14 protein-coding genes are annotated in these 17,003 nt (G+C 33.6%); 8 read left to right on the forward strand and 6 right to left on the reverse strand.

Going from position 1 to position 17,003, the window contains the following annotated elements; genetic code table 11:
• Positions 1-6: 6 nt before the first annotated feature.
• The gene (dnaK, locus tag AC6EI2_RS07570) at positions 7-1,896 is read right to left on the reverse strand and encodes a molecular chaperone DnaK (protein ID WP_498461740.1); all 1,890 of its coding nucleotides are present in this window, start codon (positions 1,894-1,896) and stop codon (positions 7-9) included.
• Between the two features lie 119 nt (positions 1,897-2,015).
• Between dnaK and AC6EI2_RS07575 the strand changes: the two genes are divergently transcribed.
• The 3 genes from AC6EI2_RS07575 to rpsF all read left to right on the forward strand — a co-directional run bounded on the left by AC6EI2_RS07575 (position 2,016) and on the right by rpsF (position 3,893).
• Positions 2,016-2,903: a shikimate dehydrogenase gene (locus tag AC6EI2_RS07575; RefSeq protein ID WP_498461741.1), complete on the forward strand. Its 888-nt coding sequence runs from the start codon at positions 2,016-2,018 to the stop codon at positions 2,901-2,903.
• A 22-nt stretch (positions 2,904-2,925) separates the two neighbouring features.
• Positions 2,926-3,384, forward strand: coding sequence for a Tic20 family protein (locus AC6EI2_RS07580; RefSeq protein ID WP_498461742.1), 459 nt, complete (start codon positions 2,926-2,928; stop codon positions 3,382-3,384).
• 77 nt (positions 3,385-3,461) lie between these two features.
• Positions 3,462-3,893, forward strand: a complete 432-nt coding sequence (gene rpsF / locus AC6EI2_RS07585; RefSeq protein ID WP_498461743.1) for a 30S ribosomal protein S6 — start codon at positions 3,462-3,464, stop codon at positions 3,891-3,893.
• Between the two features lie 33 nt (positions 3,894-3,926).
• Here rpsF and AC6EI2_RS07590 read toward each other — a convergent pair whose 3' ends face one another.
• Positions 3,927-5,129, reverse strand: a complete 1,203-nt coding sequence (locus AC6EI2_RS07590) for an argininosuccinate synthase (protein ID WP_498463472.1) — start codon at positions 5,127-5,129, stop codon at positions 3,927-3,929.
• A 135-nt stretch (positions 5,130-5,264) separates the two neighbouring features.
• Entirely contained in the window at positions 5,265-5,465 is a 201-nt protein-coding gene (locus tag AC6EI2_RS07595) for a cytochrome B6 (protein WP_498461744.1), read from the reverse strand.
• 287 nt (positions 5,466-5,752) lie between these two features.
• Between AC6EI2_RS07595 and AC6EI2_RS07600 the strand changes: the two genes are divergently transcribed.
• Genes AC6EI2_RS07600 through AC6EI2_RS07610 form a run of 3 tightly spaced genes read left to right on the forward strand, consistent with a single transcriptional unit; the run spans position 5,753 to position 7,429 of the window.
• The gene (locus AC6EI2_RS07600; RefSeq protein WP_498461745.1) at positions 5,753-6,028 is read left to right on the forward strand and encodes a DUF3134 domain-containing protein; all 276 of its coding nucleotides are present in this window, start codon (positions 5,753-5,755) and stop codon (positions 6,026-6,028) included.
• Entirely contained in the window at positions 6,009-7,160 is a 1,152-nt protein-coding gene (gene mraY, locus AC6EI2_RS07605) for a phospho-N-acetylmuramoyl-pentapeptide-transferase (RefSeq protein WP_498461746.1), read from the forward strand. The genes AC6EI2_RS07600 and mraY overlap by 20 nt, the downstream gene beginning before the upstream one ends.
• Before the next feature lie 17 nt (positions 7,161-7,177).
• Entirely contained in the window at positions 7,178-7,429 is a 252-nt protein-coding gene (locus tag AC6EI2_RS07610; RefSeq protein ID WP_498461747.1) for a hypothetical protein, read from the forward strand.
• A 47-nt stretch (positions 7,430-7,476) separates the two neighbouring features.
• Here the strand turns inward: AC6EI2_RS07610 and AC6EI2_RS07615 are convergent, their stop codons facing one another.
• The 3 genes from AC6EI2_RS07615 to AC6EI2_RS07625 all read right to left on the reverse strand — a co-directional run bounded on the left by AC6EI2_RS07615 (position 7,477) and on the right by AC6EI2_RS07625 (position 14,478).
• Positions 7,477-9,603, reverse strand: a complete 2,127-nt coding sequence (locus tag AC6EI2_RS07615) for an HAD family hydrolase (protein WP_498461748.1) — start codon at positions 9,601-9,603, stop codon at positions 7,477-7,479.
• Positions 9,604-9,798: 195 nt separating this feature from the next.
• Positions 9,799-12,747 (reverse strand): excinuclease ABC subunit UvrA, encoded by a 2,949-nt coding sequence (uvrA, locus tag AC6EI2_RS07620; protein WP_498461749.1) that lies wholly within the window; start codon positions 12,745-12,747, stop codon positions 9,799-9,801.
• A 45-nt stretch (positions 12,748-12,792) separates the two neighbouring features.
• A complete protein-coding gene (locus AC6EI2_RS07625) occupies positions 12,793-14,478 on the reverse strand; it encodes a DNA repair protein RecN (protein WP_498461750.1) in 1,686 nt (561 codons plus the stop codon).
• A gap of 75 nt (positions 14,479-14,553) precedes the next feature.
• Between AC6EI2_RS07625 and AC6EI2_RS07630 the strand changes: the two genes are divergently transcribed.
• Both AC6EI2_RS07630 and AC6EI2_RS07635 read left to right on the forward strand, forming a co-directional pair.
• The gene (locus AC6EI2_RS07630) at positions 14,554-16,413 is read left to right on the forward strand and encodes an ABC1 kinase family protein (protein ID WP_498461751.1); all 1,860 of its coding nucleotides are present in this window, start codon (positions 14,554-14,556) and stop codon (positions 16,411-16,413) included.
• Positions 16,414-16,977, forward strand: coding sequence for an alpha/beta hydrolase (locus tag AC6EI2_RS07635; RefSeq protein WP_498461752.1), 564 nt, complete (start codon positions 16,414-16,416; stop codon positions 16,975-16,977).
• Positions 16,978-17,003 lie beyond the last annotated feature (26 nt).

A 17,003-nucleotide genomic window follows, 5' to 3' on the forward strand; every position in this document is an offset into this window, starting at 1 on the left:
ATTAATTTATTTTGTTTCGGTAAAGTCAGCGTCAATAACATCATCTCCATCAGGCTTACTATCAGTATTTGAATCAGCCGCTTGTGAAGCAGAGTTTGCTTGTTGGTAAACAGAAGCTCCTAATGTATACAATTCCTGTTGAAGCTCCTCTACTAAAGACTTCATGAGTTCATAATCATCTTTTTCAACAGCTTCTTTAAGCTTGACTCGTTTCTCTTCAACTTTAGTTTTTGCTTCTTCATCAACTTTATCGCCAAGCTCACCTATTTGTTTTTCAGCTTGGTAAACAAGTGTTTCAGCCTGATTTTTAATATCAATTTTTTCACGCTTTTCTTTATCCGCAGAAGCATTCATTTCAGCATCTTTAACCATTTTATCAACTTCGCTATCCGACAAAGTTGAGGCACCAGTAATTGAGATGCTTTGCTCTTTACCGCTACCTTTATCTTTAGCGGTGACACTTAGGATTCCATTAGCGTCAATATCAAAAGTCACTTCTATTTGAGGTACACCTCTAGGAGCAGGAGGAATTCCGTCTAAACGAAATGTTCCTAGACTTTTGTTGTCGGAAGCCATCTCACGTTCCCCTTGTAAAACATGAATTTCTACATTTGTTTGACCATCAACTGCAGTTGAGTATGTTTCCGCTTTTTTAGTGGGAACAGTGGTATTTCTTGAGATCATTTTTGTCATCACCCCACCTAAAGTTTCAACCCCAAGAGACAAAGGAGTTACATCAAGGAGCAAAATATCTTTGACTTCACCAGCAAGAACTCCACCCTGAATAGCTGCTCCAACAGCTACGACTTCATCTGGATTCACTGTTTGGTTTGGATCTTTAGTAGTGACTCTTTTTACCAACTCTTTCACTGCTGGCATTCGTGTAGAGCCTCCAACCATGACAATCTCGTCTATTTCTCCAGTAGATAATTTTGCATCTTTCAAAGCTTGCTCGACTGGAACCCTGCAGCGATCAATAAGATTTGCTGCTAACTCTTCAAACTTTCCTCTGGTAAGTGTCAAATCTAAATGTTTAGGACCTTCAGGTGTGGCTGTTATAAAAGGAAGATTAATTTCGCTTTGAGTAGCATTTGATAATTCTATTTTCGCTTTTTCAGCTGCTTCAGTTAGACGTTGAAGGGCTTGTTTATCTTGGCGTAGATCTATACCTTCATTACTTTTGAATGTTGAGGCTAAATGATCAACAATTGCACGATCGAAATCATCTCCACCCAAATGAGTATCTCCGGAAGTAGAGAGAACTTCGAATACTCCGTCACCAACTTCTAAAACAGATACATCGAAAGTTCCACCACCCAAATCAAAAACTAAAATTCTCTCATTACTTTTTTTATCTAAACCATAAGCCAAAGCAGCGGCAGTTGGCTCATTGATAATTCTAAGAACCTCTAAGCCTGCAATTTTCCCTGCGTCTTTCGTTGCTTGTCTTTGTGAATCATTAAAGTATGCTGGAACAGTAATTACAGCTTGTGTTACTGTTTCACCCAAATATTTTCCTGCATCCTCAGAAAGTTTTCTCAGAACTTGAGCACTAACTTCTTCAGGAGAAAACTGTTTATCTAGTATCGGGCATTTTAATTTGACGTTGGAACCTGCTTTTTCTACTCCGTAACTAACTTCTTTAGATTCGTCGTTTACTTCATCAACTCTTCGTCCAACAAATCTCTTAGAAGAATAAAAAGTATTTTCTGGATTCATTACTGCTTGGCGCTTCGCAATTTGTCCAACCAATTGGTCTTGATTTTTCGTATAAGCAACTACTGATGGAGTAGTTCTAAAACCCTCAGCATTTGCGATTACAGTGGGCTTACCACCCTCCATGACAGCAACACAACTATTTGTAGTTCCTAGATCGATGCCAACAACCTTCCCCATTGGTGATTAACTCCTTTAATTTCTTTCTTTAAGTAACATCCTCGTCAGTTAGACCTGTATGAGGCGAGGCGTGGTTCCCGAACAGTCTCTTATAAATTTCAAATCAACTTCTTAACGAAATGATTGCTATCACTGGAAAAACTAAACTAGTAGGACTTCTTGGACAGCCAGTAAATCACTCTCTTTCTCCGATTATGCACAATGCGGCATATGAAGAAATGGGACTTGATTGGTGTTATTTAGCAATTCCTTGCGATAAAGAAAATATTGAAGATTTAACTTCAGCACTAAGATTTGTAGATTGCAAAGGATTAAATGTAACTATTCCTCACAAGCTAGAAGTTCTTAAATCTTGCAATAAATTAACAAAAATTGCAAATGAAATACAAGCAGTTAATACACTAATACCGGAAAAAAATAATCAATGGATAGGTGCAAACACTGACGTAGAGGGATTCTTGATACCATTAAAAAATCATAATTTAATAGATAAAAATGTAATTGTCATGGGTTGTGGAGGCAGCGCAAGAGCTGTAGTTATGGGGTTAAATAATTTAAATGTTAAAAACATAAAAATAATTGGTAGGAATAAAATTTCATTAGATATTTTTGTAAAAAACATGAAAAACTTATTATCAAAAAATCATATATCAATTGAAGCTATTAATAATAAAGACATAAACATTAGATCACATATTAAAGAAGCCGATTTAATTGTTAATACAACTCCAATCGGAATGGATAGCCTAAACACTGAACAAAACAATATTCCTCTTGGCAATCAAATATGGGAAAGCCTCTCTAACAAAACTATTCTGTACGATTTGATTTATACTCCAAGACCAACTAATTGGTTAAAACTTGGGCAGAAAAAAAATTGTTTTACAATTGATGGTCTGGATATGCTTGTCGAGCAAGGTGCCTTGTCAATAAAACTTTGGAGTGGTTTTAATAACGTGCCTACTCAAATAATGAAATCATCAGCAGAGAAACATTTAATCGTTTAATCTTAAAAAAATTAAATTTCTTATGCCTTCACTAGGAGCAAAAATATTAGGAGTTATTCTTTATATGATTCCTTGGGCTGATTCACTTACGTTTGGTAATCATTTATATATAAAGTATCCTTTTACTCAAATTACTCAAATACCTGCAATACCAATTATTCTAATAGAAAGGTCAATACCTTTTGGAAATTTATTATTATTTTTAACTATCTATATTGGACTAATAAGAAATAGTAAAATATCCTATTTTTTACGTTTTAACGCACTGCAATCATTGTTAATTAATATTGGCATAATCATAGTTAGTTTTGTATTCGAAATTCTTTTTAGTCCTTTTCTAGACTCGTTAATTATAAGAACACTCTTTAGTACTTTATTTATTAGTCTTTTTTCAATGATTTGTTATTGTGTTTGGTCTTGCACACAAGGGAAGGAACCTGATCTGCCCATAATCAGCGAAGCAACAAAAATGCAATTGTGAAAAGTTACCCCCTCGGTATAGGATCATAACTCCGTCGCTCTTTATGAGCCTTGAAGTCCTAGTCGGAAATTTCTTCCATGTCTGAAAAGCCCTATTACGAAACTATGTACATTCTTCGTCCGGACATCCCGGAAGAAGAAGTAGACAGTCACATAAAAAAATATAGTGAAATTCTTGAGAAATCAGGAACTGAAGTATTAGATAGTCAAATGAGAGGAAAAAGAAGACTTGCTTATCCAATTGCTAAACATAAAGAGGGAGTATATGTGCAATTAAGTCATCAAGGCAATGGTCAGCAAGTTGCAGCCCTAGAGAAAGCAATGAGATTAAGTGAAGATGTTATTCGTTACCTCACAGTTAAACAATTTGGTCCATTACCAACTCCAAAGTCAACATCTAAAGAAGATGAACCTGAAAAATCTGAAACAGATAAAGAAGAAGTAAAATCTACTGAAGTTAAAGCAGAATCACCTGTAGAGGAGGGTAAGAAAGAAGAATCGAAAGAATAAAGATAAGAGATAAATAAAATAGAGTCTTACATTTTACTTGTTTATCCAAGACCAAATTCGACTAGGTAATCCCCATACATAAATAAATCCTTCAGCGGATTTGTGGTTGAATTTATCCTCACCTCCATAAGTAGACATATCTGAAACGTAAAGACTATTTGCTTGTGACTTTCGACCAATAACATCAGCATTACCCTTAAAAAGCCTCATCCTTACGATCCCATTGACATGCTTTTGAGAAAAATTAATAAATCCATCTAATGCATCTTTTAGAGGACTAAACCAGAAACCTTTATAAACCAAGTCTGCCCATTGTCTTTCCAGATTGAATTTTGTATTTAATAAGTCAGCGGGTAAAGTTAAGCTCTCCATTTCTTGATGAGCTTTAATAAGTAAAAGCAATCCTGGTGTTTCATAAATTTCTCGACTTTTAATTCCTACTACTCTGTCTTCAATAATATCCAAACGTCCAAAGCCATGTTTTCCTGCAAGGCTATTAGCTTTTTTTATAAGAGATACAGGATCCATCAATTCTCCATTAATTGCAACTGGGTAACCATTCTCAAAAAGAATGTCAACTATCTCAGCTGTATTAGGTGAATCAGCAATTGAAGAGGTAATCCCAAAGACTTCATCGGATGGCATCTCAAATGGATCTTCCAGTGGACCTGCTTCAATGCTTCTGCCCAAAAGATTCAGATCAATTGAGTAAGGATTTTTTTTACTGACAGGAGGGACTATTCCATATTGTTCTCCATAGGCAATCGTTTCTTCGCGGCTCATTCCCCATTCCCTCGCTGGTGTAAGCAATTGCAAATCAGGAGCTAAAGCTCCGATTGTTACGTCAAAACGAACTTGATCATTCCCCTTGCCCGTACACCCATGAGCGACTCCATCGGCATTTACTTCCCTTGCAATTTCAACAAGTTTTTTTGCAATTAAAGGTCTAGCTAATGCCGTTGAAAGCGGATATTTACCTTGATATAGAGCATTAGACCTAATTGCTGGAAAAGCAAAATCTTCAATAAAAGGCTTTACTAAGTTGCCTACAAATGACTGCGATGCACCGGCTGAAATAGCTTTTTTTTTGATCATATCCAGCTCATCGCCCTGGCCAAGATCTGCAGCGAAAGCAATCACATGTTCAACTCCATACTCCCTCTTCAAATAGGGAATACAAACACTGGTATCTACTCCTCCTGAATAGGCCAAAACAACTTTTTTAGCTATTCCCATATGGTTCTCTCCTATGAGGAAATTCAATTCTTGTTATTAAATATAGAGAACTATTGGACAATATTTCTTATTTAGATTTTCAATGCTGATTCAAATATTTTCAAGGTGTAAAAAATCGCAAAAAAGATACATAATTTATTCCCAGGGCTGCTTAATAGATTTTCCTGATTGGCTTTCAGAAAAGAATCCTATGAGCCATACCGAAACAAAAGCAAAAGAGGTTAACCCAAAAAAAATAAGTACATAAACTAACCAAGCATTAATATCACGACCGAAAATCAATAGATCTTGAACATCATTATTTGTAGTAAAAATAAAAACAAGAGATGCAGACATTAAAATCACTTGAAAATTTAAGTTAAGTTAACGAATCTATTGAAAAAGATCTCCTAACCCAAAAATAAACTAAAAGAACAATAGAAGGACCAAAAAGCATAAACCATACTAAAAAATGATTTATGGAAAAAGGTTGAGGATGAATGAAACCAGCCACACGAAGAGAAATACTTATTAAGAAAGCTACGACCCAAGTACAAATCATCAGTGTCAGCTTTGAAGTCAGCATAAAGATTAGAAAATTAATCCATAATGCATTATGTTAATTCATCGATCAAAATCTTGATATGGGCGATCTAAAAAAAGTCAATTTATCTAGTTTAGACGGTATTAACCCCGCACTAACACGCTATGCCAGGCAAGAGCCTGCTCCTGTTCTACCTCTGCGAGAAGAACCCGATTTATTATCATGGCTAGAAACTAGTGGCAGATTAGTTTCTGATGAAGATTCTAATGATCAAGAAATAAGTACAGTAGAAGAAGAAGAGCTTTCAGCTTTAATGGGAGAAAAAGAAGACTATAAAGCCGAAGAAGAACCAACAGATGAAGAGTGGGAAGATTAATCTATTAGCTTTAGTTTTGGAAAAACATAACAAGCCTTTAAATAAAAAAAAAATATCATTTTTTAATAATATTAATTCTCAAATATGTATTTTGTTTGGAATAATTACATGTGCATCTTTATTTTGTGATTTATATTTTGAAAATTATTCTTTAACTATTCCTTTTATAATTACAGCTCTTATATCATCATTTATTACTTATATAAGTATTCCTATCTTAAAAAAAATAAAAATTCAGCAAATAATTAGAGAAGAAGGACCAAAGAAACATTATATAAAACAAGGAACTCCCACTATGGGTGGAGTTTTTTTTATTCCAATAGCAATCGTAATAGCTAATATTTTATTTTTAAAAAGTCAAGATTACAGAATTATCTTGACTTTGAGCTTACTCATTATTTCTTTTATGTTAATAGGCTTAATTGATGACTTAATAAGTTTGAAAAAAAATTTTAACACTGGTCTTACTTCAAATCAAAAATTAATTTTTCAATTTATGATCAGTCTGATTTTTATTATTTTTTGCGAATCAAATAATTTTCTATCTAGTAATGTTCAAATAGCAAATAGAATTATTAATATAGAAAATTTAATTTATCCTTTAGGAATATTTGTATTATTAGCAGAAAGCAATTCAACTAATTTGACTGATGGTTTAGATGGCTTACTAAGTGGATGTAGTGCATTAATTTTTACAGGTTTAGCGATAACTATTTTAGTGGAGAATCAGACTTACGCTGAAACCCTTGCTCCTCTTTGCATAGTAATGGCTGGGAGTTCTATGGGTTTTCTTGTTCTTAATAAACATCCTGCAAAATTATTTATGGGTGACTCAGGGTCTTTAGCTATTGGAGCATCTCTTGGTGGCATTGCACTGATATCGAATAATCTTTGGTCTCTGTTAGTTATGGGAGGAGTACTTGCGGCAGAATCAATCTCAGTAATAACTCAAGTAGGTATTTTTAAAATTTCTAAGAAAATAAAAGGGAAAGGGCATAAATTATTTTTGATGACTCCAATACATCACCATTTTGAGCTCAAAGGTAACAAAGAGACTAATATTGTAACTAGCTTTTGGTTTGTTACATTAATATTAATAATAATCAATCTAGTATTTTTCGCTAAATCTTAAATCTTCTAATTTAACTGATGACGTATTTTACTTGGAAAGAAGAAGGGTTAACAAAGGACTGTGAAACTCTAGATTCCATGGCTGCTAGATTTGAAGAATCTGCAAGACTCATGAGAAAAATGTCAGCAGATGGCTTTAAAGTAGAAAAAAGAAACAAACAACAAATAATCACTCATATAGATTCAAAAATTTTTAATGATTGGGGCTTCGTTAGTGAAGAGCCACCATATCAACAACTTACATTAATCCTTGAAAAAGACATAAATTAAATCATTTATATTTAAAAAATACTAAAAGGATTTAAAAATAGTAAAGGTTAATGACTTGTTAAAAATCGAAAATGTTTTAAACCATCTAAGACATCATCTTGATCATCAGAAAAGAAAACTCTTTGTTGGGTTCTCAATCCATCTAATGATGAATCATGCTCAAAAGGAATAACATTAGTAGTCAATCCCCTTATTAACTCATCATCACCTTGTTGACTTGCTACAACAAGGACTTTGTCTAAAGTTATGCCCCAACGTAAAGTCAAAAATCTTATTGCTTCCGCTCGTGATGCTCGTAAAGGAACAACGTCTAGGTACCAATGACATTTAAGGTGAGGAGAAGCGGCAAGTCCGGACTGCCTAAGTCTTTTTCGTACCAAAGGTAAAATTGCATTACTAGGTTCTTTTAATAAATAACTAACCTTAAAAGGACCTTGGAATTCAGTTAATTGAAGCTGTAGATACTCTTTTAAATCGAACAAAACCTTTTCTACCTCACTCCGATTCCAATCAACAGATATTAAATCTTGCCAAAAAATATCTGATTTATTTGTATCAGCATAATAAATCTCAGTACCGGCTTGACATATCCAAACAGCAGGTATGGGTAATTGTGTTTCTGCGTATCGATAACGGGCGGCTTTAATTGACCTACCGGTTAAAATTCCTAATTTGATATTTTTATTAAATGAATGATCTTTTAGTTTATTTCTCAATATTGATAAGCCTTTAGATTCCTCAAGATAATTATCTAAATCAAGAAATAATAGTTTATGACCAATAGGACTTGTTTCTTTAGTATTTACAAATGTCAAATAACGAGGTGCAAGAAATTTCAGACGCTTCTGCATCAATGCAATGTAATTACAAACATGAGCATCCCAACTAAAATGCCTGCTAACTCCTTCAATTCCATTGTTTCTCCAAGTGTTCCATAAAGATGGATTTGAACCAGCAGTTTCTAACCCATCTCGAAAGGCCTCTAAATCAGTTACATCTACGAGTAGACCATTATCACAACGAGACAAAATATCCCTCGGACCTCCATCATCAGTAGTCACCATTGGCAAGCCACACGCAGCAGCTTCCAACAATGTCAAGCCAAACGGCTCAGTTAAGGCAGGATTAACAAACAATCCTTTTCTATTTGCAGCCCAACGATATATTGAGGGAATTTGCTCTCTTTTATGTTGTTTTGGAAAAGCAACTTTTCCATATAAATTATACTTATCAACCAATTCAAAAACTTGCTGAAAAACCTCTCTTTGCTGTTTATCAAGCTGTCGTGCATCTTCTCGACAACCTAAAATTAAAATAAGATTATGTCTTTGCTGCAATATTGACGAACGACCATAAGTCTCAATCAACGCAGGAATATTTTTTCTCCTTACTGCCCTTGATATAGCTAAGAGAGGGGAAAGATTTAAATCTCTCAGAAAAGGTTTAAAAAGTTTGTTTAATTCTTTTTCGTCTTTATCTACAGCAGAATCGATTGAATGAAAACGATTCAGATCAACGCCTGGTGGAATCACTACTATGTTTTTAGAGCTAAATCGCCCATAACGAGCGTACTGTTCTTCAGCTTCCTGTTTAGTACTTGTTATGAGTAAGTTTGAATGAGCTAAAGCCAATTCCTCTGCATCAATTCTTTTACTAATTGAGTAAGTTTGCTCTATTTGATCGTGATCTATTCCAGCAACCAATAATCTTCTGAGTTTTTCACGGCCTAATGAATGACCAGTAAAAACCAATGGCAAACCTAATCTTCTGCTTACTAACGCTCCAACATAACCAGCGTCAGCATAATGAGCATGAATCCAATCAGGAAAGTTATTTTGTTTCCGTAATCTTTGAACTACTTGATCGGCTAAATCATCCAAATAAGGCCATAACAATTCTTTCCTGACGTAACGCTTAGGACCAAAAGGTAATCGAATAATTTCAGCACAACTTGATATCTTTTCTACGGGCTTTGAGTAGTCAGAGGATACTTTCCTATCAACAATTAATCTGGTAATGAGCTCTACATTTTCAACTTCAGGTCTTGCTGCAAGTCCTTTTACTAACTCTAAAACATATAAAGTTTGCCCTCCAGTATCTGCGTCTCTGCCCAATTCAAGATCATTTGATCGGATTAGACCATGCAAATTTAAATGTAGAAGCCTTAAACCCAAACAAACCCTCGTGTGAGCTGTTGGATAAATAATTGATTTTGTCCCTTTTAAACATAAAGAAAGAATAATGATTTATTTAAATAAATATTAAAATTTTAAAGTGATTGCTATCACTTGATTTTGAAAATATTTATAAATCAAAATAACGAAATCAACTCTATGCATTAAGGAATATGTACAAAGCCCACTAAATATTCAACCTTTGACTGGAGGATGTAATTTCAAAACCTTTTTTAAATAATTACCTGTATGACTATTTGAATCCTTTGCTACTTCTTCTGGCGTACCCATAACAATAATTTCCCCTCCACGGTTACCTCCCTCTGGACCCATATCAATAATCCAATCTGAACATCTAATAACGTCCAAATTGTGCTCAATTACAATAATTGAGTTTCCTTTATCTACCAGTCGCTGAATGACATCCATTAATTTATGAACATCATAAAAACTTAGACCAGTTGTAGGTTCATCAATTAAATAAAGAGTTTTACCAGTGGCTCTTCTAGATAATTCAGTAGCAAGTTTTACCCTTTGAGCTTCTCCTCCAGATAATGTTGGGGCAGGTTGTCCAAGCTTAATGTATCCAAGACCAACATCTAAAAGTGTTCTTAACCTATCCGCGGCTTGAGGGATCGCTGAAAAAACGTCAACTGCTTGCTCAACTGTCATTTCTAATACATCTGAAATAGAAAAATTTTTATATTTAACTTGTAATGTCTCGCGATTAAATCGAGCTCCTTTGCATACATCGCATTGAACATAAACATCAGGGAGAAAATTCATCTCAATTACATTTACACCCTGACCACGACAAGCTTCACATCTTCCACCTTTGACATTAAAACTAAATTGCCCTGCTTGATATCCTCGAGCTTTTGCTTCAACAGAGGTAGCAAAAAGTTGACGTATAGGATCAAATGCGCCCGTATAAGTAGCCGTATTAGATCGCGGAGTTCTACCAATTGGGGATTGGTCAATAACAATAACCTTGTCAATAGATTTAATACCTTTCAGCTCTTTTAATCCTTTTGGGAAAGGAACTTTTAACCCCAAAGAGTGATTTAAAGCAGGGTGTAGCAATTCGTTTATCAAAGTACTTTTACCACTTCCACTAACACCAGTAACAGCAACTAATCTACCTAATGGAAAATCCACTGAAACATTTTTTAGATTATTTTTATTACAATCAATTAATCGTAATTTTCTTTGAACTGAGTCTCTTCTACTAGCAGGGGTAGGTATAGATGAACGCCCACTAAGGTAGGCACCAGTTAATGATTCTTTTGCATTCAACAGGCTATCGATAGATCCTTCTGCAATAATTTTCCCTCCATGAACTCCAGCGCCAGGACCTATATCCACTAAATAATCAGCCGCTCTTATGGTGTCTTCATCGTGTTCAACAACAACCAAAGTATTACCTAGATCACGTAGTTTTTTTAATGTAGATAATAGTCGATCATTATCTCTTTGATGTAGTCCAATACTAGGTTCATCTAAAACATACAGAACTCCTGTTAAACCTGCACCTATTTGCGTAGCGAGTCTTATTCTTTGAGCTTCCCCCCCAGACAAAGTCATTGCTGGTCTATCTAGAGTTAAATAATCAAGTCCAACATCTAAAAGGAATTGAAGACGTAATCGAATTTCTTTTAAAACTAATTCCCCAATTTTCTTTTGTTTAGAAGAAAGCAATTGATTTGAATTTTTAGTTTTCTTGAACCCCATTAATTCCTCAACATTCTCAAGTGTGGTTGAAACACTTGATGAAGTTAGATCAGTAATTGCAAATGGACCTAGTTTTACAGCAAGAGCCTCAGGACGTAATCTCTTGCCATGACAGCTTGCACAAGGAACTAATTCAAGATATTTTTCTAACTTTTGACGAACCGCTTCACCATTTGCATCCTGCAACTGTCTTTCTAGAATAGGTAAAATACCCTCAAAAGGTCTTTTAAATCCAGAATCTTGTTTATATCTACTATCCACCTTTATTAAAATTGGTTCTTTACTGCCGTTTAACAAAATATTTTTTTGCTCTTCTTTTAAATCTTTCCAAGGAGTTTTTATTTCAAAGCCAAATGCCTCACCTACTGAAAATAATAATGAAAAATAATATGAATTATCTTTATCACTCCATGGTGCAACAGCAGCGTATACCGGTAATGATGGATCAGGTACAACTCTCTCACAAGTGAATTTTTTTAAGTAACCAAGACCATGACAATCAGGACATGCTCCGTAAGGACTATTAAAGGAGAATAATCTTGGAGATAGTTCTTCAATTACGGCCCCATGAACTGGACAAGCAAAATTTTCAGAAAATAATCTTTCTCTATCAATACCTTTCGGAAGTTCCTCATTCTTTTTCGGTACTGCTTCAACTATTGCTAAGCCATCTCCCCTTTTCAAAGTAGTGCTTAATGAATCAGTTAATCTCTCTTCGATTCCTTCTCTCGCAATTAACCTATCAACCACTACCTCAATAGAATGAACTTGATTTTTATCTAATTCAATATTATCTGCCAATTCTCTAACCTCTTTGTTAATTCTTACTCGAACAAATCCCTCTGCAGCGAGTCCAGACAAAAGTTTTGAATGTGTTCCTTTTTTACCTCTAACAACTGGTGCAAGTAATTGATATCGAGTCCCTTCTGGAAGAGTCATAATTTGATCAACCATCTCATCAATACTTTGAGGCTTAATTGGCCTAGAGCACTCAGGACAATGGGGTTCTCCCGCTCTTCCAAAAAGCAAACGAAAATAATCTTGTATTTCCGTGACCGTTCCAACTGTTGAGCGAGGATTATGACTAGTAGATTTTTGATCAATAGAAATTGCTGGAGATAAACCTTCAATTGAATCAACATCTGGTTTATCAACCTGACCTAAAAATTGTCTTGCATAAGCAGACAAACTCTCAACATATCGCCTTTGACCTTCAGCAAAAATCGTATCAAAAGCTAAAGAACTTTTCCCACTTCCACTAACACCTGTAAAAACGACCAATTTATTTCTTGGAATAGATAGATCAACGTTTTTTAAATTATGTTGCCTGGCACCACGGATAGTTATGACTTCTTCATTAGAAGAACCAATATTTAATGTCTTTTGTTTTGAATTAGGTTTTGAAATTCCCATTAGGGAAAATTTATTAATAGCTAATTGTATAAAAAAATATGCTCATCATGCAGCTTTGTGTTCCAGCAAGCTCGCCGCATAAGCATTAGCTCCTACAATTTCGCCACCTGCTAATAGAGCCAATTCTCTCTGCCTATCAGCGATTTCCTTTAAATAAATAACAGTTGATTCAGTCTTATCAGCAATAACAGTCTTTTTTAAAGAAAAATGATTATCAGCATATGCTGCAATTAATGGTTGATGAGTGACGCAAAAAACTTGCCGATGCATTGATAAGTCAGAAAGCAAATTAGCTACGTAACTACTAACTGATCCACTAACACCCGAGTCAATTTCATCAAAAATCAAGAGCTTAGATTGATCGAAAGAAGAGAAAATCGCCTTTATTGCAAGAAGAACACGAGATTTCTCTCCCCCCGATGCTGTTTCGGAAAGAGGTGCTAAAGGAAGTCCTGGATTTGCTGAAAACATAAAATTAATTTTATCGATCCCGTTAATTGTTGGCTCGCATTTTTCAAAAACAACTTTAAAACGGACATTAGGCATACCTAACTTTTTTAAAGTCTGTATGAGCTTATCCTCAAGTTGCAAAGCAACGTTTTTTCTAATGGTGGATAACTCTTTATTCGAGTTATCTCTAATAATTCTTTTTTTGTGTTCTAAAGAAGAAAGCTGATTTATGTTGATGGAATCATCATGTGAAGCTAAGCGATTAATTAATTCATTTTTATAGCTGATAAGGTCTGGAATATTTCTATGATATTTTTTTTGATAGAATTTTAAAGTAGATAATCTAACTTGTAGATCATTTAAAAAAGTTGGATCAATGTCTAACGTTTTTTCATAATCATTAATCTGACAAATCAAGTCATTTAGATTATTCGTAATACTATAAAAATTATCAAAAATAGGTTCTAGAGAAGAATCTATCTGAGATAATACTTTTAGTTCGTTAATACAAAAATATATATGATCGAAAATAGATGGATATTCATCTAAACTTTCATTTAAACGAATCAATACAGCTTTGACTCCCTCTTTTAATTTAACAAGATTAGATAAACGATTCTGATCAGTTTCTAACTTTGCTTGCTCATGAGGATCCTCTAATTTTAATTTATCTAAGTCTTCATAAATATACTCCATTTCCTCAAACTCTTTTTTTGAATCAGAGATTTTATCTCTTACTTCTTCAAGTCTTAAATTAGAATCATGCCATGTTTTCCAATCATTCTTAACTTTAGTGATGGATTCTTGAATTGATTTTAGACCTAAAGAATCAAGCAAGCTTAATTGATGTAATGAATCATTCAAAATATAAGTATCACCCTGTAGTGTAAAATCAAAAAGCAGTGATCTTAATTCTGATATTTGATCTTTATTAACTAATACGCCATTAATTCTAAATCTAGATTTATATTTATTATCTTTGAAACGCCATTCCCTAGTAACAATTAATTCTTCATCAATATCAATTTCTTGATTATTCAACCAATTTTTTGTATTTTTCAAGACAGAAAAAACACCCTCTATTGATGAAAAAACAGAACCTTTAGCTACCAATCGATTATCTGAGGTGATCTTTTTATGCGCCAATAAAGCATTTAACGTATCAAGAAATATTGATTTACCTGAACCCGTTTGCCCTGTAAAAACAGTAAATCCTTTATCAAAGTCGATCTCTAAATTTCCAAATAGAGCTATGTTATGAAAACGAAGGCTGTTTAGCATAAGTCAAAGCAATCAAAAAGACACGAACTAGACGTAAAATGGATTAGAAGAGACTTAAACATTGCCATACCAAAAATGGCTGAAGAATTAAGCGATTTTATTGAAGCCTCAGGTCTACTTGAGTATGACCCTGTTGCTATTGACTCAATCTACAAAAAAAATCCAGTTCGTCTACTCCGAAGACTTTGGCAGACACTTTTACCAATCGGTTTACTTTTACTTGGTGTTGGTTGGGAAAAATTAATTGGTTCTTTAGAAAAGGAAGAGAGAAAAACATATAGAGCAAAAGAGTTTACCAAACTACTTGTGGATTTGGGACCAGCATTCATAAAAGCTGGACAAGCACTGTCTACCAGGCCAGATATTGTCCCTCAAGTAGTTCTAGAAGAGTTAGCCCAGCTTCAAGACCAATTACCCGGATTCGAGAGCAAGCTTGCCATGGCTTGTATTGAAGAAGATTTGCAAGAGAAAGTAAGCAACATTTTTATAGAAATTGATAAAGAGCCAATTTCTGCCGCATCTCTCGGTCAAGTCCACAAAGCAATACTGAAAAGTGGAGAAAAAGTTGCTGTTAAAATTCAAAGGCCAGGGCTAAGAGAACAAATAACATTAGATTTATACATAGTAAGAAATATAGCAGTTTGGTTTAAAAATAATATCGGGATTATCAGAAGCGATCTAGTTGCATTAATCGACGAGCTAGGAAAAAGAATTTTCGAGGAAATGGATTACATAAACGAAGCTAATAATGCAGAAAAATTTAAAGAGTTGCACAGCAATAATAATAAAATTGCAGTTCCAAAAATCTACAGAAAAGCAACAAGCAGAAGAGTACTGACAATGGAGTGGATAGACGGGACTAAATTAACGAATATAGAAGCAGTAAAAAAACTAGGAATAGATCCAAATGAAATGATAGAAATTGGCGTAAGTTGTAGTCTTCAACAACTAATTGAGCATGGCTTTTTTCATGCAGATCCTCATCCAGGGAACATATTAGCTTTGGAAGACGGGCGATTATGTTATCTAGATTTTGGGATGATGAGCGATATTACACAACAGTCAAGAGTTGGATTAATTAGGGCAGTTGTTCATTTAGTTAACAAAAAATTTGATAAACTTTCTTATGATTTTGTACAGCTAGGATTTTTATCAGAAGAGGTCGATTTAAAACCTATTGCTCCTGCATTTGAAAGTGTTTTTACAAACGCTTTAGAAATAGGAGTAAATAAAATGGATTTCAAAGCAGTGACTGATGATATGTCTGGTATTATGTATAAATTTCCTTTTAAATTACCACCTTATTATGCACTAATTATTAGATCCTTAATAACTTTGGAGGGAATAGCACTTAGTGTTGACCCAGATTTTAAAATACTTGGAGCAGCATATCCCTATTTTGCAAGACGTCTAATGGAGGATGAAAATCCAGAACTAAGAAATAGTTTGAAAGAAATGCTGTTTGATGAAAACAACCTTAAATTAGAAAGATTAGATGATCTTCTAAAAAGTGCAACCAAGGAAAAAAAGTTAAACAGTGCAAAAATTTTAGATCAAACTATTGATTTTTTATTTTCTAGTAAAGGTTTTATTCTTAGGAATGAATTAGTAAATATTTTTGCTACAAAAATCGACTCTATTGGGTGGAAAACACTTATTGATCTGAATAATAAACTTCCATCAAAAATAAGATCAAAAACCATAGCAAGCTCATCTAAAATTGATACTGAAAAAAACTTTAATCTATCATCCATCAATAAAATGTTTAGTACATCAAAAACAAAGCCAGGATTTAAAAGAAAATTGTTATTTAAAAAATTGCCAAAAATACTTATTACTAAAGATATTTATAAGATGGGTTACGGTTTAATGAAAAAAACTTCTGAAAAAGGATTAGTTAGATTAGTAAAAGTTGCAGCTGGTGTAAAACAATAAATGAATTTAAAATATAAACATATTGTACTTTTATTATTTTTATTTTTTATCCCTAGCGCAAAAAGCGCAGAAAATCTTTTTCTCTATAATGGAAATTTTAGTAGAACAATAAAAATTGAGGATTTAAATAACTTTACAAAAACAAAAAAGCCAAGTAAAAAATTAAAAAGTCTAATGAAAATTACAAATCAAAAGGATAAAGATCTGCACAAATTTTTAACTTATGAGATAGAAGTTCCTATAGAATCAAGTAGTAGATTAATGAATAGTAAAATAGGTGAAGTGTTTTTAAGAAGATTATCCAAAATTATTTATCCGAATAAGATATCAAATATCAAAACAAGTACAAAAGCAATAAGATCTGGAATCATATTAAGTTCTTACAAAAATAATGAAAAAATTAATCTCATACACTTTTTTAAAGAGTATCCAAATAAAAATATTGCTTTAGACCTCAATGCATTAAAAAAAACCCTCAAAAAAGTAGAATCATTAAAAGATTTAATTGATTTCTATTCAAATTCTCCTTTTCAAAAGCTAAAAGATGGAAGGTCTAGCATTTAGATTGTTTAAAAATACTTGTAAAGTAA

The organism is Prochlorococcus sp. MIT2302 (assembly GCF_059772385.1).